Here is a 21,491-nt window from a genome sequence, read left to right on the forward strand (position 1 = left end):
GTTTTAAAGGGACATATGCAATTTTAAATCTATAGAATCCTTTATTTACTGGGAAAATTAAGATTCTGTATTTAGGTTTTTCATTGCTTTTTTAGTTGTTTTCTTGTCAGGTAAAGGTAGGCGGGGGAAGCGACAGAACATGTCGTATTATAATTATTTTAAATAAAAGACAATTAAAATAGGATATAATTCTGTTGATCTCTGGGCATTTTTAAAAGGGTTTTCCAATTGATTTTAATAAGGTCTTTCCCTGAAGGGATATTCTTTTTCTCAAAGTGGGGAAGGTCTTTGAATGATTTCCAGTTTCCACCCCAATCCCAGCCGTGTCTGGCAAATATTTTTACACATTCGTACCAGTCGGCAACCTGATCATTATCCCAGTCTTTTGCAGTATCCCAGCTTACGGTTTTTCCATCAGTAATCATACAGATATCTACAGCAAGACCATAATTATGAATACTTTGCCCGGCTTTGGCATTAGTTACTTTTTTTCCTGAAGTAAGCCTTCCAATGGCATAAAGCCTTTCCTGTTCTTCAAAAGACCTCAGACCCTGGGTGATCCTTATTTTTGCTCTTCCGGTAAGTGCTTTGTCACATTCTTTAATGATCTGCTTTACTTCATCCCTGATCAGTGGGTGAAGTGTCTGGATTCTTTCTGATGTTACTTTGTCCATATTTTTTACTATTATAGAGCAAAGGTATAGGACGGAAGCGACGAAACTTGACGTGTTTTAATTGATTTTTTACTATTTTAAATCTCCTTCTTTATGAGAAAAGATACTGTTGGGATATTATTATACAACTTCTAATTAAGTTTTGATAAGGTTGAAAAAATGGCTCCGAAAATGCAGATTGATTGTATATTTGTAAGAGAATCTGTCTTCAGATAATAATGAAGATAACAGATGGAAAAATTAAAAAAAACACAATATCAATGCACACCGTTTTACCCTTTTTATTGGCGATGATAGCCGCTATTGTATTATTAAATATGTGGGCTGTTAAATTAAAAATTGCTTATCCTATCTTACTGGTTGTATTTGGACTTCTTGTCAGTTTTATACCCGGTTTACCTGCTGTAAAGATCAATCCGGATCTTATTTTTTTTATATTCTTACCACCACTGTTATTTGAAGCCGCCTGGTCAATTTCCTTTAAAGAAATGAAGAGATGGTGGCGGATTATTGGAAGCTTTGCTTTCCTTGTGGTATTTTTTACCGCATTTTCAGTGGCCATTGCTGCCAATTATTTTATTCCGGGATTTACTATTGCTCTGGGGTTTTTATTGGGAGGCATTGTGTCTCCACCAGATGCCGTAAGTACAGGTGCCATTATGAAATTTGTGAAGATTCCCAATACAACGTCAGCTATTCTGGAAGGAGAAAGTTTACTTAACGATGCTTCTTCACTTATTATTTTCCGTTTTGCATTAATCGCTGTAGGAACCGGACAATTTGTATGGCAGGATGCTTCTTTAGATTTCTTATGGATGATGATTGGAGGATCAGGAATTGGATTATTACTGGGCTGGATTTTTGTACAAGCCCACAAACGTCTTCCTACGGAGGCTTCTTCAGATATTGCACTCACTTTAATTGAACCTTACTTAATGTATTGGGTAGCCGAACAGTTTCATAGCTCCGGAGTATTGGCTGTGGTATGTGGTGGATTATATATGTCAGGTAAAAGATTGATATTTTTAAACAGTACCAGCCGCATAAGAGGATATAGCGTCTGGGAAAGTTTTGTATTTATTCTGAATGGGATTGTATTTTTAATTATCGGATTGGAGCTTCCGGAAATTGTAGGTGGGCTGCGTTCCGAAGGAATAGCCTTAAAGACTGCTATTAATTATGGAGTATTAGTAACCGTCATTCTTATCGCTGCCAGAATAATAAGCTCCTATGCCGCAATGATTGCCACGATTATTTTTCGCCCTTCTGTAGCTCCCAGGGCATCTTCCACGGGAAGGCGCCTGATGATGCCTCTTTTACTTGGATGGACGGGAATGAGGGGAGTAGTATCCCTGGCAGCAGCACTTGCTATTCCTATAAGTCTTGAAAATGGGACCCCTTTTCCAAACAGAAACCTTATATTATTTATCACTTTTGTAGTGATATTGCTTACCCTTCTGGTACAAGGACTTACATTGCCTTATTTTATAAAATATGGAAAGGTATTTGAGGATTTTATAGATGAAGAAAAAGAAGAGTTAGCCCGGAAGGAAGTCAAACAAAAATTAAGAGAACACGTTTATCATTTTCTTAAAAATAAGCATGAAAGTGAACTTCACAGTCATGCAGGAATAGAACGGCTGTTGAGACATTGGGAAGAAAAAAATAAAGCCAATGATGCAGACTGGATGAACGAAAAATTCAAAGCTGTTTTTATTGAAATGCTTGAAAGTCAAAGGCAGTTTCTCACAGAGCTTAATAAGGATATTTCGATTGATGAAGAAATCATTCGTCATCAGCTTTTTCAGCTTGATCTGGAAGAAGAACGTCTGAAAATGATCTAAGGCTAAATATGCAACGGATACTGTTTTTGAAGACCAAATTAAAGCGCTGATGCGACAAAACCTGTCGTATTATAAAAAAATAATTATTTAAAATACAGTATGTTAAAAGTGATGTTAATGTTTAACTGAAACTGATTTTATACTTTAAAAGTTATAATTTTGCAATATATATTCACACTTCATCATGTATGCCCTCGTAGATTGCAATAACTTTTTTGTTTCCTGTGAAAGGACTTTAGACCCTTCCCTTGAAAACAAACCCGTTGTGGTTCTTTCCAATAACGATGGATGTGTGGTATCCCGGAGCAAAGAAGCAAAAGAGCTGGGAATTCCTATGGCAGCTCCTGCTTTTAAATATAAAGAACTCTTCCAGAAGTATGATGTGAAAAGCTTTTCGGCAAAATTTGAATTGTACAACTACAAAAGCCAGCAGGTGATCAATATTGCTAAATCTTACGTTATTGAATACGAAGTATACAGCATTGATGAGCTTTTCCTTGATTTGACAGGCTTTAAGTATATTGATATCCATGAATATTGCGATAACATCAGAAAAGAAATTGAAGAAAAAGAAAATATTCCTGTAAGTATAGGAATTGCCCCCACCAAAACGTTGTGTAAAGTGGCCAACAGAATCGTTAAAGACTTTCCTGCTCAGTTTAAAGGGGTATATATTCTGGATACGCCTGAAAAAATTGAGAAAGCCCTGAAATGGCTCAATATAGGTGATGTATGGGGAATAGGAAGGAAGCTGGCTGTAAAAATGAATGACAATGGGGTTTACAAAGCTTGGGATCTTCTTCAGAAACCTGAAATGTGGATCCGCAAGATTATGGGAATTCACGGAGTAAGAATGCTTAACGAGCTGAAAGGAATCCGCCAGCTGGAACTGGATGCTCCATCGCCGAAAAAATCTATAGCCGTTACCCGAAGCTTTATGGAAATGCTGACACAAAAAGAGGAGGTACGGGAAAGAGTAGAAACTTTTGGAATGTATTGCTCGGAAAGACTGCGAAAACAAAGCACATGCTGTAAAATGATCACCGTTTTTGTGCAGACCAATCGTTTCAGAAAAGATCTTCCCGAATATAGAAATGCAGTGACCCGGATCCTTTCCAATCCTACCAATTCCTCCATTATAATAGGAAGAGTGGTGAATGAGCTTTTTGAATCAATTTATAAAGATGGTTTTCATTATAAAAGAGCCGGCGTTATGGTCAATGATTTTGTTCCCGAAGATCAAAGACAGATTGGTCTTTTTGAAGAAGATACCCAAAACCAACACCTTCCTGTAATGAAAGCCATGGATGCTATGAACAGGAAGTTTGGAAAAGATAAAGTGCGTCTTGGAAGTATGAGCGGCGAAAATACCTTTGGCCGGGCACAGCTGTCCCCTGAATATGAAGCTTTCTTAAAGAAAAATACACTTCCTGAAGCTAATTTTAGGTTTCATTAGTCTTTATTCCTGTCTTATGTTTAAATGTCTTGAAAATTCTGTTTCTTTCCCGAAGTCTCTACTTCCTCTCATATTTCCAATTCCGCCCTTTCCCTTCTGCAATCCATTCAAGGGCCTGTTCCATCCTTTTATTCCGGGTGGCTTCAGTTTTAGCTTCAGTGATCCAGGTGATGTATTCTTTTCTGAAGGACGGTGAAGCTTTCTCAAAGACGTCCAATGCTTTTGCATTAGCGTGTAAAGCATCATGAAAATATTCCGGAACCTCCATCTCTGTTTTAGAAGGAGCTGCTTTCTTCATGGTAACTCCCATGTCCGTAAGCTCCATAGCCTCTTTAATGGCTTTTTTAAGTTGAAGTTTTGAAGGAAGATCTTCCATTTTGGTGATCTTGCCCAAGCTGAACATCGAACTCTTTTCGGCTGTAGTTTCTATTTCCTTTAAAGTTTTCATTTCCTGGTGTAGCCAGAACCCAAGACTGCAATAGTGCTTAAAAGAAGTAATAGAGCAGAGAATCTTTCCTTTATACATGAAGGTGGGAAACTTCCATTTGATGGCTTCTTCTGCATCAGGGCAGGCTTCATGAATTATTTCACGAAGATAAATTAAGACAGGTTGAGCAAAATCCGGGGATTTATCGATATATTCATCAACTTTGATGCTGTATTTTTCCATGTTTTTATTGAAATAATTGTACGGTTTCATTCACCAGGAACCCTACCTGGTCCGGCCTTCCTCTGTCATTTTTAGGACTGTTGAAGTAGCTTCCCGTTCTTACAATGACCATATTATGTTCAGGGATTATAATGATATACTGCCCCTGAAGTCCCAGAAAATAATAATGTTTGATTGGGTTGTCGTGATTGATCCAAAGGCCCATTCCGTAAATGTTTTCAGACTTTTCTGTAGGAGTTCTCATGTGTTCAATAAAATCTGTATTAAGAATCTGCTGATCCCCAACTTTGCCATCATTCAGAAATAGCTGTCCCAATTTGGCAAAGTCTCTCGCATTGGAGTGGATGCAGCAGTATGCTTTTTCTATTCCGTGGTTGTCTGTGCTCCATTTGGCATTTTGTTCCATGCCCAACGGAATCCAGAATTTTTCAGAGAGGTAACTTGCCAGAGGTTTTCCTAATGCTTTTCTTACCGCAAAACCCAGAAGCTGTGTAGATCCGCTTTGGTATTCAAACCTTGTTCCCGGCTCTTCTTTAAAATTTCTTGTGAGCACGGCTTTTACAAGATTTTTCCCGTAATAGGCTTTAGCGTTGGGAAGGAAAGGATTATTGTAATTCTCATCCCAGTCAAGTCCGGCTTCCATTTGAGCCAGATTTTTAAGTGTGACTGTATTTCCGAATGTTTTCTCTTTGAGTTCAGGATAAAATCCTGAAATTTTTTCATCAATACTTCCTATAATACCTTCTTCCAGAGCTTTCCCCAGAAGCATTACCGTAACGGCTTTTGCCATAGAGAAAGAGTTGGTCTGTGAAAGCTGATTATAGCCGGCCCAATACTGCTCGTGCAGAATTTTACCATTTCGGATCACCACAAAAGCAGCCGTTTTAGACGTTTTTAAATTATCAATTAAATGCTTCGGTAATTCCTTTTGGTTGTAACCGGAATCTTCTTCCCAGAGCTCGGGTGCTTCAGTATCAATAGGGTTGCTGGGGAAAAGATCTCCGTCATCAATATAGGCGCTTGATTTTCCTTTAAGGTAGGTTTTGGAAATACCACTAAACAAATAATCATATCCCAAAAAATAAGCTGCCACAGCACCTGCTGCCGCTCCACCTATCATATACTTTAATATTCTCATATTCACGTGAATCGGTCTCTAACAAATTTAAAATAATTTAGTTAGAAAAATGAAAATGAATCAGTAAATCATCGAAATAAAAAAGCCCTGAAATTATTCAAGGCTAAGTATGGTAATAAATAAGATCATTACTTGTTGTACTCATAAAGATAAGTATGCTTATTGGTTCCCAAAGCAGAACTGGTATATGTCATAACCGATTTGGTAGGATAATCGGAACTGTTAAGCGTATGAACCCCGGTGGTTCCACGTGTTCCACTTACGGTTCCTGAATAACTTCCGTTGTAGCTTAACAGGTTATTGTAAGCCATTTCACCATCATCAAGCGAAAACATCTCCATTTTTACGAAACCTTTTACATTTTTCATAGGATGGTTATTGGAGTCATACATAAATGTGGCATTGTATGTAGTTCCATTGCTCGTATAGCTGGAAGAAGCTATATTCCCGTTAGAATTAAGATAAACATCTTTCTGAACGTATTGTATATTGGAATAAGTTCCTGTTGACGGATTATATGTAGCGGAGCTATACTTATTATACCTTACATGGTTATCGCTCAGGTACTGGTAGTTTTCTGTATATACCAACGTTCCAGCCTGTTCTTTATCAGTCACTTTTTCAGAAGCAAGCCTTCCGTTAGAATAGGTAAATTCTCTCATGAATTTCATGACTCCATTCCTGAACAATTCAGTTTTTACGATATTATCCCCGTCATAAGTGTATACTTCCTTTTCGTTGTCTGTAACGTCAAAAGACTCAGTTATTTTATTTCCGTCGTACTTATATTCTATAACATAAGATTGTCCGTCCTGAGTAACTTCGGTAAATTTTTTTAAAAGATAAGGGGTATTGTCATTAGTATTGTTGTTGTCTTCCGGATTATCGTTGGATGAGCTGCAACTTACGATCACTGCCATAGCCAGTGATGAAATAATTAATTTCTTCATAGTTATTATTTTTTTAGTTTTAAAAGTTCTCCAAAAATAATAATTTCCGTAATATATTCATCTATTGTGTGTAAAAATAAAAAAGCCCTGAAAAATCAGGACTCTTACATTATATTTTAGAAAGTAAATTTCTGAAGTTGGTTTTCTCATCAATGATCCTTCTAAGTTCAGAAACAGGAACTCTTTCCTGCTTCATCGTGTCTCTGTCTCTTATCGTTACGGTGTGATCCGTTAGAGAGTCATGATCAATGGTGATACAGTAAGGCGTACCAATCGCATCCTGTCTTCTGTATCGTTTTCCGATCGCATCTTTTTCTTCATAAAATAAGTTGAAATCATATTTCAGGTCGTTGAAGATATTTTCTGCATACTCTGCTAAACCATCTTTCTTCATCAATGGAAGAATAGCTGCTTTAATTGGTGCTAAGGCTGGTGGTAAAGATAAGACCGTTCTCTCAGATCCGTCTTCCAATACTTCATCTCTTAAACAATGAGAGAAGATGGAAAGAAATAATCTGTCTAAACCTACCGAAGTTTCCACCACATAAGGAACATAGTTTTCGTTTCTTTCAGGATCAAAGAACTGAAGTTTTCTTCCTGAGAATTCTTCGTGAGCCTTTAAGTCGAAATCCGTTCTTGAGTGAATCCCTTCCAATTCTTTAAATCCAAACGGGAAGTTGAACTCAATATCAGCCGCTGCATTCGCATAGTGAGCCAGTTTCTCATGATCATGGAATCTGTAATTGTCATTCCCTAATCCTAGAGCCAGGTGCCAGTTCAGGCGTTTTTGCTTCCATTGTTCGTAGAACTCTAATTCAGTGCCGGGAGTAACGAAGAATTGCATTTCCATCTGTTCAAATTCACGCATTCTGAAGATAAACTGTCTGGCAACAATCTCATTTCTGAATGCCTTACCAATCTGTGCAATACCAAAAGGAAGTCTATGACGTGAAGTTTTCTGAACATTCAGGAAGTTAACGAAAATACCCTGAGCTGTTTCCGGTCTCAGGTAAAGATCCATAGCACTGTCTGCGGAAGCACCAAGCTTAGTTCCGAACATTAAGTTGAACTGTCTTACTTCCGTCCAGTTTTTAGAACCCGTATCAGGATCAGCAATTTCAAGCTCTTCAATTAAAGATTTTACATCAGCAAGATCTTCGTTTTCCAAAGATTTTGCCAGCCTTGAAAGAATAGCCTCTCTTTTTGCTCTGTATTCCAAAACTTTTGGATTGGTAGCTTCAAACTGAGTTTTATCGAAAGAATCACCGAATCTTTTCGCTGCCTTTTCGATCTCTTTATTCTCTTTATCTTCAATTTTAGCGCAGTAGTCTTCTACCAAAACATCTGCTCTGAAACGCTTCTTAGAATCTTTATTATCAATCAATGGATCATTGAAAGCATCTACGTGGCCCGATGCCTTCCATGTAGTAGGGTGCATAAGGATTGCCGAATCAATACCCACAATATTTTCGTTAAGCTGTACCATAGCTTTCCACCAGTATTGTTTGATATTATTTTTAAGTTCAGCCCCGTTCTGTCCATAATCATAAACAGCGGATAAACCATCATAGATCTCACTCGATGGGAAAATAAAACCATATTCTTTAGCGTGAGAAATCACTTTCTTGAAAACATCTTCTTGCTTTGCCATAATTTTTTTAACGTCTGATGTGCAAAAATATGAATTTGAATTCCAATTCCATGAAATTCAACAAAAAAAGCAGTAAATAAAAGTTCAAAAATTTACATTTTAATTTCCAGGAGCCGGGAACCTGCTTTCACTACTCGCTATTCCTACAAAATGAGCTCAAACATACCACTCAATCAGGGCTAGATCAGTCGAAAATTTCTATTTTTGTTCCATGTTAGAAATTCTTTATCGTGACGAGCATATTATTGCCATCAATAAACCCAGCGGATTACTGGTTCATAAATCTTTCTATGCGGGAGAAGCTGACACTTACGCTATTCAGGAGCTGAAGAAACAGATTGGACAAAAAGTGTTTCCTGTACATCGGTTAGACCGAAAAACTTCAGGTGTTCTGCTGTTTACTTTAGATAAAGATACCCTTAGAATTATGAGCGAGCAGTTTGCATCACGCGAAGTGGAGAAGAAATACCTGGCAATTCTTCGTGGTTGGACAAAAGAAGAAGAAACAATTGATTATGATTTAATTAATGAAAATGAAGTCAAGCAAAATGCAGTTACCTACTACCGTCGTTTGCAGACTTCAGAAATAGATTTACCCTTTTTAAAACATCAGACTTCGAGATATTCTTTGGTAGAAGCCATTCCTGAAACGGGAAGATTTCACCAGTTAAGAAAACATTTTAAGCATATTCTGCATCCTATTTTAGGTTGTCGTAAACATGGCTGCAATAAACAAAATAAGTTGTGGCTTCAAACATTTGAGATCAGCAAAATGACGCTTCATGCCCATCAATTGATTTTTAATCATCCTATTTCTAACGAAAGAATTGCGGTAAATGCTACTATAGATAATGAATTTGAAAGAGTAGGGAAAATTCTGAACTTTGATTTGAGTGCCTATTCTTAAACATTTTATAAAGGAATCTTCAAGATAGAGCCTTGGCAAGGCTCCGTTACCACATCACCACAAAGTTTGTCATCCTGTAAGGATCTCAACATTGTATTAGAAAATAGTATGGAAAGATTTAGGTCTGGATTCCTACGGAATGACAGACTTTGTGGTTATTTCATCATGTTGAAATAAAAGACTGCAACCTTAGCCCCGATTGTAATGAAAATCCTTTTTTGCAAAAAAAGATTGCAATGAAAAGCGGGAAATAGCTTCAATTAAAAATTTTTATACCACTGTATCTTGCAGATATTCGTGCTTTATAGATACTGTTTATCAGATATTTTGATAAAAGATCATAGGCTAATCCACGATTAATTTTAAAATGAGTAATTTTGTAAAACTTTTTTTCAATGTACAAATCGCTCATTCGTCCGATTCTTTTCAAATTTGATCCTGAAGAAGTACATCACTTTACTTTTTCAATGCTCAAGAATTTTGGATTTCTCACCAAATTATTTCTCCCAAAACCTATCGAAGACAAACGTCTGGAAAGAGAGGTTTTCGGATTAAAATTTAAAAATCCTGTAGGACTGGCTGCCGGTTTTGATAAAAATGCTGTTTTATTCAATGAATTGGGAGACTTAGGTTTCGGGTTTGTGGAAATTGGGACGGTCACTCCAAAAGCTCAAGCTGGGAATCCAAAGAAAAGATTATTCCGTTTAATAGAAGATGGCGGAATCATCAACAGAATGGGCTTCAACAATGATGGTCTTCAGGCAGCAATCGAAAAATTAAAATCCAATAAAGGAAAAATAATCATCGGTGGAAACATCGGAAAAAATACCGATACAAAAGCTGAGAACTATACACAGGATTATCTGGATTGTTTTGAAGGTCTTCATCTTCATGTGGATTATTTTGTACTGAATGTAAGCTGCCCGAATGTGGGAAGTCATGCCAAGCTTGAAGATGTAGAATACCTTCGTGAGCTGATTACAGAAGTAAAGAAAATCAATCAGTCAAAATCTGTACAAAAACCTATATTACTGAAAATTGCTCCGGATCTTAATCACACTCAGTTGGATGAAATTGTTGAGCTGATTGCTGAAACAAAAATTGATGGAGTAATCGTTTCCAATACCTCAGTAAACAGAGAAGGTCTGAAAACCTCTCCTGAAGTTTTAGAACAAATAGGAAATGGAGGTTTAAGCGGAAAACCAATTCGTGAGAGAAGTACAAAGATGATCAGATACCTCTCTGAAAAAAGCAACAGAGCTTTCCCTATCATTGGGGTAGGGGGAATACATTCTGCAAAAGATGCCATTGAAAAGCTGGATGCCGGAGCGAGCTTAATACAGCTATATACCGGGTTTATTTACGAAGGGCCACAATTGATCAATGATATCAATCAGGAACTGTTAAAAAGAGCAAGCCGATTGCCAAGATAAATATAAAAGAGAGTTTGAACAGCTCTCTTTTTTTGTTTTTATATTCCCGTTACTTTGATTTGGAGGCCGAAGCATTTTTTATATCCACGGTCAGAATATAAGGAGCAGCAGCATATGATTTTTTAACCTTAAACTGTAATACATTGGGGTCTTTAGTCTTTATCTTTTGTGTTTCAGATATTCCTTCCAGACAACTTTCAGTAAGGAATTCTTCATAGTTTTTATAATTCCAGTTCTTGGTAAAATACAAAACCCTGTATCCTTTTTCTCCATCACTGGCTCCGCACATTCCGCAAAAATTAAAATTGGATAGGTTTTCGAAATAAAGCAACACCCTGTTTCCCGTACTATAAGCGGCTGTTGCTAACAGTGTATTTCCTCCCAGCCGGTTCATAAAATCAAAAGTATTGAGTTTCTTATTGTCCGGAAGAAGTAAATAGTTGTTATACCGGTAGATTGTCGGATTGCTGGTGTATAATTTAGCGGGTTGGGATTGCTTTCCCATATAAAAAGTTCCGGAAACATCCTGTTTCGTATCATTTTTTTCAAATAGCAACGCTTCTTTGGGCTTGAAAACACTGGCAATACTGTCTGTCTTTTCTACTTTACGCGGAGAAGTGATCACTTTCCTTAATTCCTTCGTATACAATGAATGTTTATTTCCAAAATTATAGAGATAAAGCGCTCCCAGATCATAAATTCCTGTGAGTGGAATTTTCTTTTGATATTTGTCATAATAGTACCATCCTTCTACAAAATGTTGATACTGATTACAGTCAACGACTCCTGTGTAATTAAGCTGCATGGTAACAGGAACTCCCGAAATTTCTCCTTTGAAAACCTGGGAAGAATCTGTTACAGCTTTCAATTCAACTTTTTGACTCATGCAAAAGATGAAAAAGGGTAGGAATACTGCGGTGCATATTTTTTTCATGGCTGGAAGATGACGGTTTTAATTTTTAAATAAAAAAGGTGGCAATGGTATAGATGACCAATCCTACTAAACCTCCTACCAGAGTACCATTTACCCGGATAAACTGCAGATCTTTTCCTACTTCCAGTTCCATTTTTTCACTCAGTTCTTTTCCCTGCCAGTTTCCTACGGTTGTACTGATGAGGTTCCCGAATTGGTGGGTGTTTTTAAGAATATATTTATAAGCGGTGACACGCACCCAATGATCAATTTTATTTTGAAGGTTTTCATCAGTCTTTAAGTTTTGTGAAAATTCATCCAGATTTTTATACAGATAATTTTTCAGTGCTGACTGCTCCTCCTGAAGCTCTTTCATGAGTGTTTTCTTGATAGAAATCCAGATATCACTGGAATATTCATCCAGCTTATCATTTTTCAGAAGTCCGTTTTTGATCGTTTTAAATTCATCATCCCATTTCGGGTCTTCTTTAAGATCAACAGAAAATTCATATATCTTTTGTGTGATTAATGCCCTGACTTCATGTTGGGGGGTTTTTTCAATTTCTCTGAAAAAATCAGAAAGCCCATCCGTAATCTTGTCTGCAATTTTATTATCCACAAAAGAAGGAACAAATGAGTAGCTTCCCTGCTTTACCCTCTCTTTGATCATTTCATCATTTTCAATAATATAATCTTTGATCTGTTTAGAAAGATTGGTAATGATTCTCTGATGGTCATTCTTTTCCAGAATATAATGAATTCCGTTTCCTACAACTTTGTTGAGCTTGATATCATCCGTCATGTCAGATACCTTCTTACTGATGAATTGACTTACCGTAGAATCATCAAGCTTATTAAGAATATCCAGTACGATATCTGAAATATTTCTGATCAGGATATCCTGGTTTTTTTCTTTGCCCAGCCATTCGCCTACGAAGTTTGAAACCTTAATTTTTTGAATATAGGGGCGTATATTTTGAGGCGAAAGAAAATTACTGACCACAAAACTTCCCAGATTATCACCGAGCCTTTGTTTGCTGTTTTCAATAAGGTTGGTATGCGGAATCGGCAGCCCAAGTGGATGACGGAATAAAGCCGTTACGGCAAACCAATCTGCCAGTGCACCCACCATTGCTGCTTCAGCAAAAGCTCGTACATAGCCAATCCAATGAGAATGGTTAGATTTATGTAAGACTGTGGTAATAATGAAAATAACGGCCATCAGAACAAATAATCCCGTGGCAAATGCTTTGTATTTCCTTAGCTGTTTTCTTTTTGCTTCGTCATTCATATTCTCAAATTTACTAAATTTGGCTATTAAACCATTCAATATTTAAACCACAATAGACACAAAAGTTTTATTTTAAACACCTTAAAAGATTTAAAATGGAAGGTTGCTTTTGTGTTGAAGATATAAGAAATTAAAATTTGCGATGAAATTTTTAGTTTCAATCATCATATTAATTTTTCTGCTGGGATAAGCAGAAACATCAACCTATTAAAATTACTTCTATGGAAAATAAAGAAGCAAAAAACAATCCATATTATTCAAGAACTGATACCGCAAAACTGAACATTTCCAATGAGGAATGGCGAAAAATCCTGGCTCCGGACCTGTATGCAATATCCAGAGAAGCCGCAACAGAAAGAGCTTTTACCGGAAAATATAATGAATTTGATGAAAAAGGAGACTATTATTGTGCCGTTTGCGGAAACCACCTGTTTCGCTCTACATCAAAATTTGCAAGCAGCTGCGGATGGCCAAGTTTTTTTGAAGCAGATAAAGAAGGGGTGTATTACAAAAAAGATCAGACCTACGGAATGGAAAGGGTGGAGGTGCTTTGCAAACGTTGTGACTCCCATCTGGGACATGTTTTTGATGACGGCCCAAAACCTACCGGATTGAGGTACTGTATGAATTCTATCAGCCTGGAATTTGTTCCGGATTCACAACAATAAAATCATTTTTATCCACTTGCTATGGGAGAAGAGAGTCTGGAAAACAGAAAACAAGTCTGGATCGCTCTGACAGAGCTATATCTTGATACTGAGCTTCAGGAGTCTGATTTCAGATATATAGCAAAAACTCTCCTTGAAAGCCCTTTTACTTTTGAGGAAGTAAAAAGAATTGACCAATATGAAGTTTTTCCGGTCCTCTTTTCAAATTTATTAAGTCCGGCAGGAGAATGGGCAGGATTTAATGAATTATTATTGGTTAAAAATATTATGAAATGGATTGAAACAAGAAGTAAGCTGGATATTTTCGCTGTCAAATACATTTACCTTTTCTATGATAAGATAAATAGGAGTTATTGGAAAAGAATAGAAGAGATTTATAATCAGGCAGATGGAGGAAGCCCCGTTAAAGTTTCTTAAATTGCGTTAAACTTTTTAGATTTATAAGTGTCTGATAGCTATGTTTTTATAATTTTGCCCCACTAATTTGGAATTAATATATTATTGAATGAAAGGATTTTATGGCCTGATCGGCCTTGTATACATGGTAACGACTTCATTCTATCTTTCTCCAAGACTGGCGGTAAAGAATGAAAACGGTATTACGACAAAAACGGAAAAAGTAGCTGACACGAAATCTGAGAAGAAGGCAGCAGCATCTTCATCAGAGGTATTATACCAATCAATTGCATTTGACCCGGAACATGAATTAAACTATGAAGTGTTCTCAAAAGCATTGACGGGATTTGAAAATTTAAAGAAAGCAGGATTGCTTACTGAGGAGTCGCATTTGTTAACGATCTGCGATTTTTCTATGTCTTCCAATATGAAGAGACTTTGGGTAATTGATCTTAATGACAAAAAAGTGCTGTTCAACTCTCTGGTTGCTCACGGAAAAAATACAGGTGAAGAATTTGCGACGAATTTTTCTAACAGGGAAAGTTCGTTGCAGAGCAGCCTGGGATTTTATATCACGGATGCAACATATCAAGGGGACAACGGATATTCTCTTAAATTGTTAGGAATGGATAAAGGCTTTAATGATGCAGCGTACAGAAGAGCAATTGTACTGCACGGTGCCAATTATGTAAGTGATGACTTTGCTGTAATGCATAAGAGAATTGGAAGAAGCTGGGGCTGCCCTGCTGTTCCTAAAGAACTTACACAGCCGATCATCAACAGCATAAAAGGGAGAAACCTTCTATTCATTTACTATCCTGATCAGAATTACCTTTCCTCCTCAGAATGGTTAAAAGCATAAGAGAAAAGCAGTCAATTTTGACTACTTTTTTTATAAATTCTGTGAAATCTTCCGGGTATGAAAATTATGTGGCGACTTCCTGTTTTATAGTAGGAAATGGTTGTTTTTATTTTTAAATAATTAAATTTATCAAAGCCAACTATGTAAGTATTGACGAATATGAATGCAGAGCACGAAAATAACCTTAATATAAGCCCGACCTCGGAAATTTTTACAGAATTTATTCCCGCTGTAAGGCTTTTGAATAACTCTGATGATTCATGTACATTCGAAAAAGGGAAAATGCCCAGCCTGAAACTTATACCCACTACAGGATTTTGGTTCAGTACGAGAACCGAAGAATGGGAGAAAAACTCACATGTTGCTCCCCGAAAACAGTACGTCATTACAATCAAAGGAAATATAAGATTTAAAGTAAGTGATGGTTCAACATTTATGATTGAACCGGGAATTGTTCTTTTAGCAGAAGATCTTAAAGGAGACGGACACAGTTGGGAGATGGTAGAGAGTAATGAATGGGAAAGGCTCTATATCCCAATGACAGAAAGTACTGAAGATTTTTTTATCCCGGATCCAAAGTAATAAGCTCTTATATGGTAATCTAACCAATCTGCAATAAAAAATAAAATCCCCTATATATTATCATGTAGGGGATTTAAAATTATTTTTAGTTGAAGGCTAGCTGAATTTCTTAAATACAACAGTTGCATTGTGACCTCCAAATCCAAAGGCATTACTTAGTGCAAAGTTGATCTCCTTCTCTTTTGCCTCTCCGAAAACAATATTGATATCCCTCGGAATATTTTCATCAATACTATGAAGGTTGATGGTTGGAGGTATAATACCGTTTTGAATAGCCTTAATAGAAAGGATAGCTTCAACAGCTCCCGCAGCACCTAATAAATGCCCGGTCATTGATTTAGTAGCGCTGATATCAAGGTTTTTACTTCCTTTAAATGCATTGTTGATTGCTTTCAATTCAACCAGATCTCCCAATGGAGTGGAAGTTGCGTGGGGATTGATATAGTTGATATCTTCCATATTGATACCGGCCTCTTTCACTGCCAGTTGCATTGCTTTGATAGCTCCGGCTCCTTCAGGATGAGGGGCTGTCATGTGATAAGCATCTGCAGTCATCGCTGCCCCTGCCAGTTCTGCATAGATTTTGGCTCCTCTGGCTTTTGCATGCTCATATTCTTCAAGAACCAAAGCGCCTGCGCCTTCACCCATTACAAAACCATCTCTTTCCGCATCATAAGGACGGCTGGCTGTAGCAAAATCCTCATTTCTTGTAGACATGGCTTTCATCGTAGAGAAACCACCAATAGAAGCTGGCGAAATAGCTGCTTCAGACCCTCCGCTGATGATCACTTTTGCTTTTCCGAGACGGATATAATTAAATGCATCCATTAATGCTGTGTTTCCTGTAGCACAAGCAGAAATAGTGGTGTAATTAATTCCCTGAAGTCCATATTTCATGGAAATCATTCCCGAGGCCATATTGGCAATGAACTTAGGAACGAAAAATGGATTGAAACGCGGTGTACCATCACCCTGAGCAAAATCCATCACCTCTTTTTCAAAGGTCCACATACCGCCTTGTCCTGTACCCCAGATGACTCCGGTATCAAAAGGATCCATTTTTTCAAGCTCCAATCCGGAATCCTGAATGGCTTCTGAGGATGCATACAGAGCATATTGTGTAAACAGATCGCTTCTTTTTACTTCGTTATGGTTCAGGTAAACTTTCGGATCAAAATTCTTAACCTCACAGGCAAAGTGTACCTTAAATTTTTCAGTATCGAAATGAGTGATTAATCCAGCACCGCTAACCCCGTTAATACTGTTTTGCCAAAATTCTTCGACATTATTTCCTAAAGGCGTCACGGCGCCTAATCCTGTAATGACAACTCTTTTCATATCTAGTTACTAATTTTAAATAGGCAAAATTTCTATAAACTACTATCAATGTATCTACAGTCTATTTTACTTCTTTATTGTATCAATTTAGTTTTAACTTGCAATATTATCAATTTTCTTTCGCTATACACGAATATTTAGATATATTATTTGTGGCATAGCAAAAGAATTTTTGCCGTTAAAAACTCTTTTATTATTGTATTTTTACTTTTCTAAAATCATTGTGATACCCTGTCCACGGGCGGCGCAGATAGAAATAAATCCTTTTCCGCTTCCCTTTTCATTAAGAAGTTTGGCCAATGTGGCAATAATTCTCCCACCGGTTGCTGCAAATGGATGTGCTGCTGCAAGGCTTCCTCCTTTCACATTCAGTTTATTCCTGTCAATCTTTCCTAAAGACTTTTCTAAGCCGAACTTTTTAGCAAGCTCATCATCTTCCCAGATTTTTATAGTGGCTAATACCTGAGCCGCAAAAGCTTCATGAATTTCATAATAATCAAAATCTTCAAGGCCCATCCCGGCCTTTTTAAGCATCCTTTCTGCTGCAAAAACAGGAGCTAAAAGTAGATTCTGTTTGTTTTCAACATATTCTATCCCTGCCAACTCTGAAAAAGTAATATAGGCTAAAATTGGAAGATAATTGGCTTTGGCCCATTCTTCACTGGCCAGCAAAACGGCGGAGGCTCCATCGGTAAAAGGAGTGGAGTTTCCGGCTGTTAGAGTGCCATTTTGCTTATCAAAAGCTGGTTTTAGCTGAGAAAGTTTTTCCAGGCTGGTATCACGGCGAAGATTATTATCTTTATCCAAACCAAAAGCTGGAGTAATCATATCATCAAAAAATCCTTCGTCATAAGCTTTTGCCATATTTTGATGGCTTTTAAATGCCAGCTCATCCTGTTCCTTTCTGGAAATTTGATAATATTTGGCCGTAATTTCAGTGTGTTCACCCATGACAAGTCCTGTTTTGGGTTCCTGTCCTTTATAGGGGACAGGCATCCAGTCTTTCAGTTTCGGGCTTAGCAGGTGTTTCAGTTTCCCAAATGCAGATTTTTCTTTATTGGCTTTTAAGAGTGCTTTTCTTAATCTGACAGAAGACTCAAAAGGAATATTACTCATAGCTTCTACACCACAGGCAATACCGCTTTCTATCTGACCAAGGGCAATTTTATTTCCGATATAAATGGCAGCTTCAATCCCTGTATCACAAGCCTGTTGAAGGTCACAAGCCGGAGTAGCAGGATGAAGAGAGGTATTCATGACGGATTCTCTGATGAGGTTACTTTCTGAAATATGCTTGATCACAGCACCACCAGCAACTTCTCCAAGAAGCTTATCTTTTAATTTGTAGCGGTCTATCAAACCATTGAGGGCTGCCAGTAAAAGATCCTGGTTTCCCTGTTCTGTATAGGCTGTATTCATTCTGGCAAATGGGATTCTGTTGTATCCTACAATAGCCACTTTTTTTGTTTCCATGTGGTGAAATTTATGATGGAAGAATAGTTAATTCATGATCAATCATGTGGGTAATTTTATCCAGGGCATCATTCAGAAAACTTTGGGTATCCATGGTTTTTGAAAGCAGAATTCCACCTTCAATAAGCATAATAAATAGAGAGGCATATTTCTCAGCATCTACCTTCTCATTAATTTCTCCGTTTTTTTGGCCTTGTATAATGACTGTTGATATTTTTGCCATCCATAGTTCAAAAGAACTTCTGACATGGGGCTTAAGAGCCGGAAAAGAGTCATCTGCTTCTGTGGCAGCATTCATCAGGGGACAGCCTCCATTGGAAAAGACAACAGGCCAGTTTTTTCTGTAAAAAGCGACAAAAGCATGAAGCTTTTCAGCTGATGTAGGATATTCATCCCCAAAAGAATGCTGGATTGTTCTACTTAATAGTCCAGCATTGTATTTGTAAACTTCAATAGCCACTTCATCTTTATTTTCAAAATTTCCATAAATACTACCTTTGGTAAGACCGGTGACTTCTGTAATATCCGATAGGGATGTAGAAATATAGCCCTTTGTGTTAAATAAAGTTGCTGTTTTTTCGATGATATGCTGTTTCGTTTTTTCTGCCTTCGACATATTGGGGTATAATTCTGAATACAAATATACAAAAATATACCACTCGGTATATTTTGTTTGAAAATTAAATCTGAGAACTTATAAGACTCAGATTTAATATATCATAAATTTGAATTTACTGTTCTAAAGTAGCATTCAAAGTAATCTCAAAATTGAAAGCGGCACTTACAGGACATCCTTCTTCAGCAATTTTAGCATATTTCTGGAATTCTTCTTCAGAAATTCCTGGAACTTTAGCTGTTAAAGTCAATTCAGATTTTGTAATTTTCCCAATGTTTGGATCAAGAGTGATTACAGAAGTTGTTTTAAGCTCTTCAGGATTGTAGCCGGCTTGTGAAAGTTCTGCGTCTAGCTTCATCGTAAAGCATCCTGCGTGAGCTGCGGCCAATAATTCTTCAGGATTTGTCCCCACGCCATCAGCAAAACGGCTGTTGAAAGAATATTGAGTCTGGTTTAAAGTAGTGCTTTGTGTTGTTAAATGTCCTTTACCTTCTTTGATGGTGCCGTTCCAAACGGCTGTTGCGTTACGTCTCATAATGTTTGTTTTTTATTTTAATATGAATTGTTTTTGATGTTACAAAGATATGCTGGTGGTATACCATTTTCAATAGATAAAAAGACTTAAATATTGTACTTTTTTCCCGAACTGTAATTTTTCTTGAAATTGGAGGGAGTGCTTCCCGTTTTATTGGTAAAAAGCCTGTTGAAATAGGCAGGATCTTCATATCCCAGGTTATAGGCGATTTCTTTAACGGGTTTATCAGTATAAAAAAGGAGCCTTTTGGCTTCCAATAAAATCCTGTTGATAATAAACTGGTTGGGAGAATCCAACTGTAAATTTTTAAACTTATGGGTTAACGTTTTTGGAGCAATGTGCAGCAGCTCTGCATAATCTGCTACAGTATGTTTTTCTCTGAAATGAATTTCCAGATGTCTGCTGAAGTCTCTGAAAATATCAAGCTCACTGCCCGGAATTTTTATAATATCATTATTTAAATTTTGCTTTTTCCATTGTCTGGTAGCCCGGATAATAATCTGTTTTACATAGGTTCTGATCATTTCTTCAGCCGAAGAGTCTTTCCACTCGAGTTCGCTTTGGATGTTTTGAAACAGGTTTTTAATGATCCCGGTTTCTTCACGGTCAAGTTCTACAAAAGGTATTTCAAAGACATTATGAAAAAGAAGACCGTCACAGGCTACTTCTTTATCATGAATCTGGATACAGTAAAAATCGCGGTTATAGTACAATAATACAGATTCTTCTTTTCCTTTTTCTATAACCAGGTGCTGATTGGTAAGAAAGAACAGGGAAGACTTTTGTGTGCTGTAATGATTGAAATCTACCGTAAGCTCATATCCTGCAGGAATAAAAAAGACTTTAATATCTGAACTGAACTGATTCCCGTTTACGTCTTTCAGATTCTTTTCTGAGAATATTTCCAGTCCAAGTCTTTTATAGTGATCTTCAAAAATAAGCTGTTGTGGCATATTATAACTTTAATTTTAAAGATACAAAAAAGCACGATTTCAAAAGGATTAATTATTTGAACAGTGCTGTATTGTGATATCGGAACCATTTTGCGAATAAAAAAAATTAAAAATATATTTTTACATTGATATTATTTTATCACTTTTACAAAGATTTGTACTACGCCTTTATTATTTAATTATTTTCAAAACTGCTGCATGAGTGAATTAGAAAATATTTTGAGAGAAATAACTCCACTCTCTCCGGAAGACAGTTTTCTTGTATTCGACAGGATCAAGGCTTCCTTTGATTTTCCCTATCACTATCATCCCGAAATTGAAATCAATTTTATCTATAAAGGAAAAGGATATCGAAGGATGGTAGGAGACCATACCGGGGAAATAGGTAATATCGAATTGGTACTTATAGGTCCCAATTTGCCGCATTGTTGGGCAAATCATAATTGTAAGAACAGGAAAACGCACGAGATCACCATACAGTTTAATCAGGATTTCTTTAGCCAGTCTTTAATGCAAAAAAATATCCTGAAACCCATCAGTAACCTGGTAAAGGATTCCATCAGAGGAATTCTGTTTTCTACTGAGACGGCTGAAAAACTAAAGGACTCGTTTCTTAACCTGTCAAAAATGAACAGCTTTGAATCTTTTATAGAAATGATGAAGATCCTTAATGAACTGGCAATTGCGGAAGATAAAACGTTTTTATCCTCTTACAGCATAGAGCTTGAAAGTTTTGCGGATAATGATAAAATGAAGATTGTTCATGATTTTGTTCACAAAAATTTTGAAAATAAAATAACTCTGGATGATGTCGCTTCCCTTATCAATATGAGTAATGTTACTTTTAACAGGTTTATTAAAAAGAGGACAGGGAAAACTTTTGTTAATTACCTTAATGAAATAAGAATCAGCTATGCTGCCCGCTGGCTGATGGAAAAAAATCTTACCGTTTTTGAAATCGCTTTTGAGGCAGGGTTTAATAATATTGCCAATTTTAATAAAGTCTTTAAATCTATTAAGAAAACAACTCCTACAGAGTTTAAAGAGCAGTTTAAGGGAGTTAAAAAAATTGAATAGTCTATTAAACTTAATAAAATACTTTATCAGAGATCCGGATTTGATTATCGGATCTTTTTTTTAA

Annotated in this window: 21 protein-coding genes; 9 read left to right on the forward strand and 12 right to left on the reverse strand. The window is 36.8% G+C overall.

Annotated elements, in window-relative coordinates:
• Positions 1–173: 173 nt before the first annotated feature.
• On the reverse strand, positions 174–674 hold the full coding sequence (locus LQV47_RS02825) for a M15 family metallopeptidase (RefSeq protein ID WP_230033582.1): 501 nt from the start codon (positions 672–674) through the stop codon (positions 174–176).
• A gap of 260 nt (positions 675–934) precedes the next feature.
• Here LQV47_RS02825 and LQV47_RS02830 point away from each other — a divergent pair, with 260 nt between their 5' ends.
• Entirely contained in the window at positions 935–2,518 is a 1,584-nt protein-coding gene (locus tag LQV47_RS02830; RefSeq protein ID WP_230033584.1) for a Na+/H+ antiporter, read from the forward strand.
• Positions 2,519–2,702: 184 nt separating this feature from the next.
• Complete coding sequence (locus LQV47_RS02835) at positions 2,703–3,974, forward strand: Y-family DNA polymerase (protein WP_230033586.1); 1,272 nt, start codon at positions 2,703–2,705, stop codon at positions 3,972–3,974.
• A gap of 58 nt (positions 3,975–4,032) precedes the next feature.
• Here the strand turns inward: LQV47_RS02835 and LQV47_RS02840 are convergent, their stop codons facing one another.
• The 4 genes from LQV47_RS02840 to LQV47_RS02855 all read right to left on the reverse strand — a co-directional run bounded on the left by LQV47_RS02840 (position 4,033) and on the right by LQV47_RS02855 (position 8,383).
• Positions 4,033–4,644, reverse strand: a complete 612-nt coding sequence (locus tag LQV47_RS02840) for a YdeI/OmpD-associated family protein (RefSeq protein WP_230033588.1) — start codon at positions 4,642–4,644, stop codon at positions 4,033–4,035.
• A gap of 4 nt (positions 4,645–4,648) precedes the next feature.
• A complete protein-coding gene (locus tag LQV47_RS02845; protein WP_230033590.1) occupies positions 4,649–5,782 on the reverse strand; it encodes a serine hydrolase in 1,134 nt (377 codons plus the stop codon).
• A 128-nt stretch (positions 5,783–5,910) separates the two neighbouring features.
• Entirely contained in the window at positions 5,911–6,732 is an 822-nt protein-coding gene (locus LQV47_RS02850; protein ID WP_230033592.1) for a hypothetical protein, read from the reverse strand.
• A gap of 109 nt (positions 6,733–6,841) precedes the next feature.
• A complete protein-coding gene (locus LQV47_RS02855) occupies positions 6,842–8,383 on the reverse strand; it encodes a glycine--tRNA ligase (protein ID WP_230033594.1) in 1,542 nt (513 codons plus the stop codon).
• Between the two features lie 211 nt (positions 8,384–8,594).
• Here LQV47_RS02855 and LQV47_RS02860 point away from each other — a divergent pair, with 211 nt between their 5' ends.
• Both LQV47_RS02860 and LQV47_RS02865 read left to right on the forward strand, forming a co-directional pair.
• Positions 8,595–9,290 (forward strand): pseudouridine synthase, encoded by a 696-nt coding sequence (locus LQV47_RS02860; RefSeq protein ID WP_230033596.1) that lies wholly within the window; start codon positions 8,595–8,597, stop codon positions 9,288–9,290.
• Between the two features lie 395 nt (positions 9,291–9,685).
• The gene (locus tag LQV47_RS02865) at positions 9,686–10,723 is read left to right on the forward strand and encodes a quinone-dependent dihydroorotate dehydrogenase (protein WP_230033598.1); all 1,038 of its coding nucleotides are present in this window, start codon (positions 9,686–9,688) and stop codon (positions 10,721–10,723) included.
• Positions 10,724–10,772: 49 nt separating this feature from the next.
• On the opposite strand, the gene LQV47_RS02870 is transcribed toward LQV47_RS02865, so the two are convergent.
• Positions 10,773–11,609: a hypothetical protein gene (locus LQV47_RS02870; protein ID WP_230033606.1), complete on the reverse strand. Its 837-nt coding sequence runs from the start codon at positions 11,607–11,609 to the stop codon at positions 10,773–10,775.
• 73 nt (positions 11,610–11,682) lie between these two features.
• On the reverse strand, positions 11,683–12,927 hold the full coding sequence (locus LQV47_RS02875; RefSeq protein ID WP_230033608.1) for a DUF445 domain-containing protein: 1,245 nt from the start codon (positions 12,925–12,927) through the stop codon (positions 11,683–11,685).
• A 221-nt stretch (positions 12,928–13,148) separates the two neighbouring features.
• Here LQV47_RS02875 and msrB point away from each other — a divergent pair, with 221 nt between their 5' ends.
• From msrB to LQV47_RS02895, 4 genes are all read left to right on the forward strand, one after another.
• The gene (gene msrB, locus LQV47_RS02880; RefSeq protein ID WP_354960175.1) at positions 13,149–13,595 is read left to right on the forward strand and encodes a peptide-methionine (R)-S-oxide reductase MsrB; all 447 of its coding nucleotides are present in this window, start codon (positions 13,149–13,151) and stop codon (positions 13,593–13,595) included.
• Positions 13,596–13,616: 21 nt separating this feature from the next.
• The gene (locus tag LQV47_RS02885; RefSeq protein WP_230033611.1) at positions 13,617–14,012 is read left to right on the forward strand and encodes a hypothetical protein; all 396 of its coding nucleotides are present in this window, start codon (positions 13,617–13,619) and stop codon (positions 14,010–14,012) included.
• A gap of 88 nt (positions 14,013–14,100) precedes the next feature.
• Complete coding sequence (locus tag LQV47_RS02890; RefSeq protein ID WP_230033613.1) at positions 14,101–14,853, forward strand: murein L,D-transpeptidase catalytic domain family protein; 753 nt, start codon at positions 14,101–14,103, stop codon at positions 14,851–14,853.
• A gap of 159 nt (positions 14,854–15,012) precedes the next feature.
• Positions 15,013–15,435, forward strand: coding sequence for a hypothetical protein (locus LQV47_RS02895; RefSeq protein ID WP_230033615.1), 423 nt, complete (start codon positions 15,013–15,015; stop codon positions 15,433–15,435).
• A gap of 96 nt (positions 15,436–15,531) precedes the next feature.
• Here LQV47_RS02895 and fabF read toward each other — a convergent pair whose 3' ends face one another.
• From fabF to LQV47_RS02920, 5 genes are all read right to left on the reverse strand, one after another.
• Positions 15,532–16,773, reverse strand: coding sequence for a beta-ketoacyl-ACP synthase II (fabF, locus tag LQV47_RS02900; RefSeq protein WP_230033624.1), 1,242 nt, complete (start codon positions 16,771–16,773; stop codon positions 15,532–15,534).
• 204 nt (positions 16,774–16,977) lie between these two features.
• The gene (locus LQV47_RS02905; RefSeq protein WP_230033628.1) at positions 16,978–18,246 is read right to left on the reverse strand and encodes an acetyl-CoA C-acetyltransferase; all 1,269 of its coding nucleotides are present in this window, start codon (positions 18,244–18,246) and stop codon (positions 16,978–16,980) included.
• Positions 18,247–18,256: 10 nt separating this feature from the next.
• Positions 18,257–18,862, reverse strand: coding sequence for a TetR/AcrR family transcriptional regulator (locus tag LQV47_RS02910; protein WP_230033630.1), 606 nt, complete (start codon positions 18,860–18,862; stop codon positions 18,257–18,259).
• A gap of 115 nt (positions 18,863–18,977) precedes the next feature.
• Positions 18,978–19,397: an OsmC family protein gene (locus LQV47_RS02915; protein WP_230033632.1), complete on the reverse strand. Its 420-nt coding sequence runs from the start codon at positions 19,395–19,397 to the stop codon at positions 18,978–18,980.
• A gap of 86 nt (positions 19,398–19,483) precedes the next feature.
• Positions 19,484–20,350, reverse strand: a complete 867-nt coding sequence (locus LQV47_RS02920; RefSeq protein ID WP_230033634.1) for an AraC family transcriptional regulator — start codon at positions 20,348–20,350, stop codon at positions 19,484–19,486.
• Between the two features lie 198 nt (positions 20,351–20,548).
• Between LQV47_RS02920 and LQV47_RS02925 the strand changes: the two genes are divergently transcribed.
• Complete coding sequence (locus LQV47_RS02925) at positions 20,549–21,427, forward strand: AraC family transcriptional regulator (protein ID WP_230033636.1); 879 nt, start codon at positions 20,549–20,551, stop codon at positions 21,425–21,427.
• Positions 21,428–21,491: the final 64 nt, after the last annotated feature.

The organism is Chryseobacterium sp. Bi04 (assembly GCF_918698085.1).
GTDB lineage: Bacteria > Bacteroidota > Bacteroidia > Flavobacteriales > Weeksellaceae > Chryseobacterium.

Coding starts and splice junctions, on each gene's coding strand:
- LQV47_RS02860 (WP_230033596.1), top strand. CDS start 8,595: ATGTTAGAAATTCTTTATCGTGACGAGCATATTATTGCCATCAATAAA.
- LQV47_RS02835 (WP_230033586.1), top strand. CDS start 2,703: ATGTATGCCCTCGTAGATTGCAATAACTTTTTTGTTTCCTGTGAAAGG.
- LQV47_RS02915 (WP_230033632.1), bottom strand. CDS start 19,397: ATGAGACGTAACGCAACAGCCGTTTGGAACGGCACCATCAAAGAAGGT.
- LQV47_RS02925 (WP_230033636.1), top strand. CDS start 20,549: ATGAGTGAATTAGAAAATATTTTGAGAGAAATAACTCCACTCTCTCCG.
- LQV47_RS02830 (WP_230033584.1), top strand. CDS start 935: ATGCACACCGTTTTACCCTTTTTATTGGCGATGATAGCCGCTATTGTA.
- LQV47_RS02845 (WP_230033590.1), bottom strand. CDS start 5,782: ATGAGAATATTAAAGTATATGATAGGTGGAGCGGCAGCAGGTGCTGTG.
- LQV47_RS02885 (WP_230033611.1), top strand. CDS start 13,617: ATGGGAGAAGAGAGTCTGGAAAACAGAAAACAAGTCTGGATCGCTCTG.
- LQV47_RS02855 (WP_230033594.1), bottom strand. CDS start 8,383: ATGGCAAAGCAAGAAGATGTTTTCAAGAAAGTGATTTCTCACGCTAAA.
- LQV47_RS02895 (WP_230033615.1), top strand. CDS start 15,013: ATGAATGCAGAGCACGAAAATAACCTTAATATAAGCCCGACCTCGGAA.
- LQV47_RS02825 (WP_230033582.1), bottom strand. CDS start 674: ATGGACAAAGTAACATCAGAAAGAATCCAGACACTTCACCCACTGATC.
- LQV47_RS02875 (WP_230033608.1), bottom strand. CDS start 12,927: ATGAATGACGAAGCAAAAAGAAAACAGCTAAGGAAATACAAAGCATTT.
- LQV47_RS02890 (WP_230033613.1), top strand. CDS start 14,101: ATGAAAGGATTTTATGGCCTGATCGGCCTTGTATACATGGTAACGACT.
- LQV47_RS02920 (WP_230033634.1), bottom strand. CDS start 20,350: ATGCCACAACAGCTTATTTTTGAAGATCACTATAAAAGACTTGGACTG.
- msrB (WP_354960175.1), top strand. CDS start 13,149: ATGGAAAATAAAGAAGCAAAAAACAATCCATATTATTCAAGAACTGAT.
- LQV47_RS02850 (WP_230033592.1), bottom strand. CDS start 6,732: ATGAAGAAATTAATTATTTCATCACTGGCTATGGCAGTGATCGTAAGT.
- LQV47_RS02870 (WP_230033606.1), bottom strand. CDS start 11,609: ATGAGTCAAAAAGTTGAATTGAAAGCTGTAACAGATTCTTCCCAGGTT.
- LQV47_RS02865 (WP_230033598.1), top strand. CDS start 9,686: ATGTACAAATCGCTCATTCGTCCGATTCTTTTCAAATTTGATCCTGAA.
- LQV47_RS02905 (WP_230033628.1), bottom strand. CDS start 18,246: ATGGAAACAAAAAAAGTGGCTATTGTAGGATACAACAGAATCCCATTT.
- LQV47_RS02840 (WP_230033588.1), bottom strand. CDS start 4,644: ATGGAAAAATACAGCATCAAAGTTGATGAATATATCGATAAATCCCCG.
- LQV47_RS02910 (WP_230033630.1), bottom strand. CDS start 18,862: ATGTCGAAGGCAGAAAAAACGAAACAGCATATCATCGAAAAAACAGCA.
- fabF (WP_230033624.1), bottom strand. CDS start 16,773: ATGAAAAGAGTTGTCATTACAGGATTAGGCGCCGTGACGCCTTTAGGA.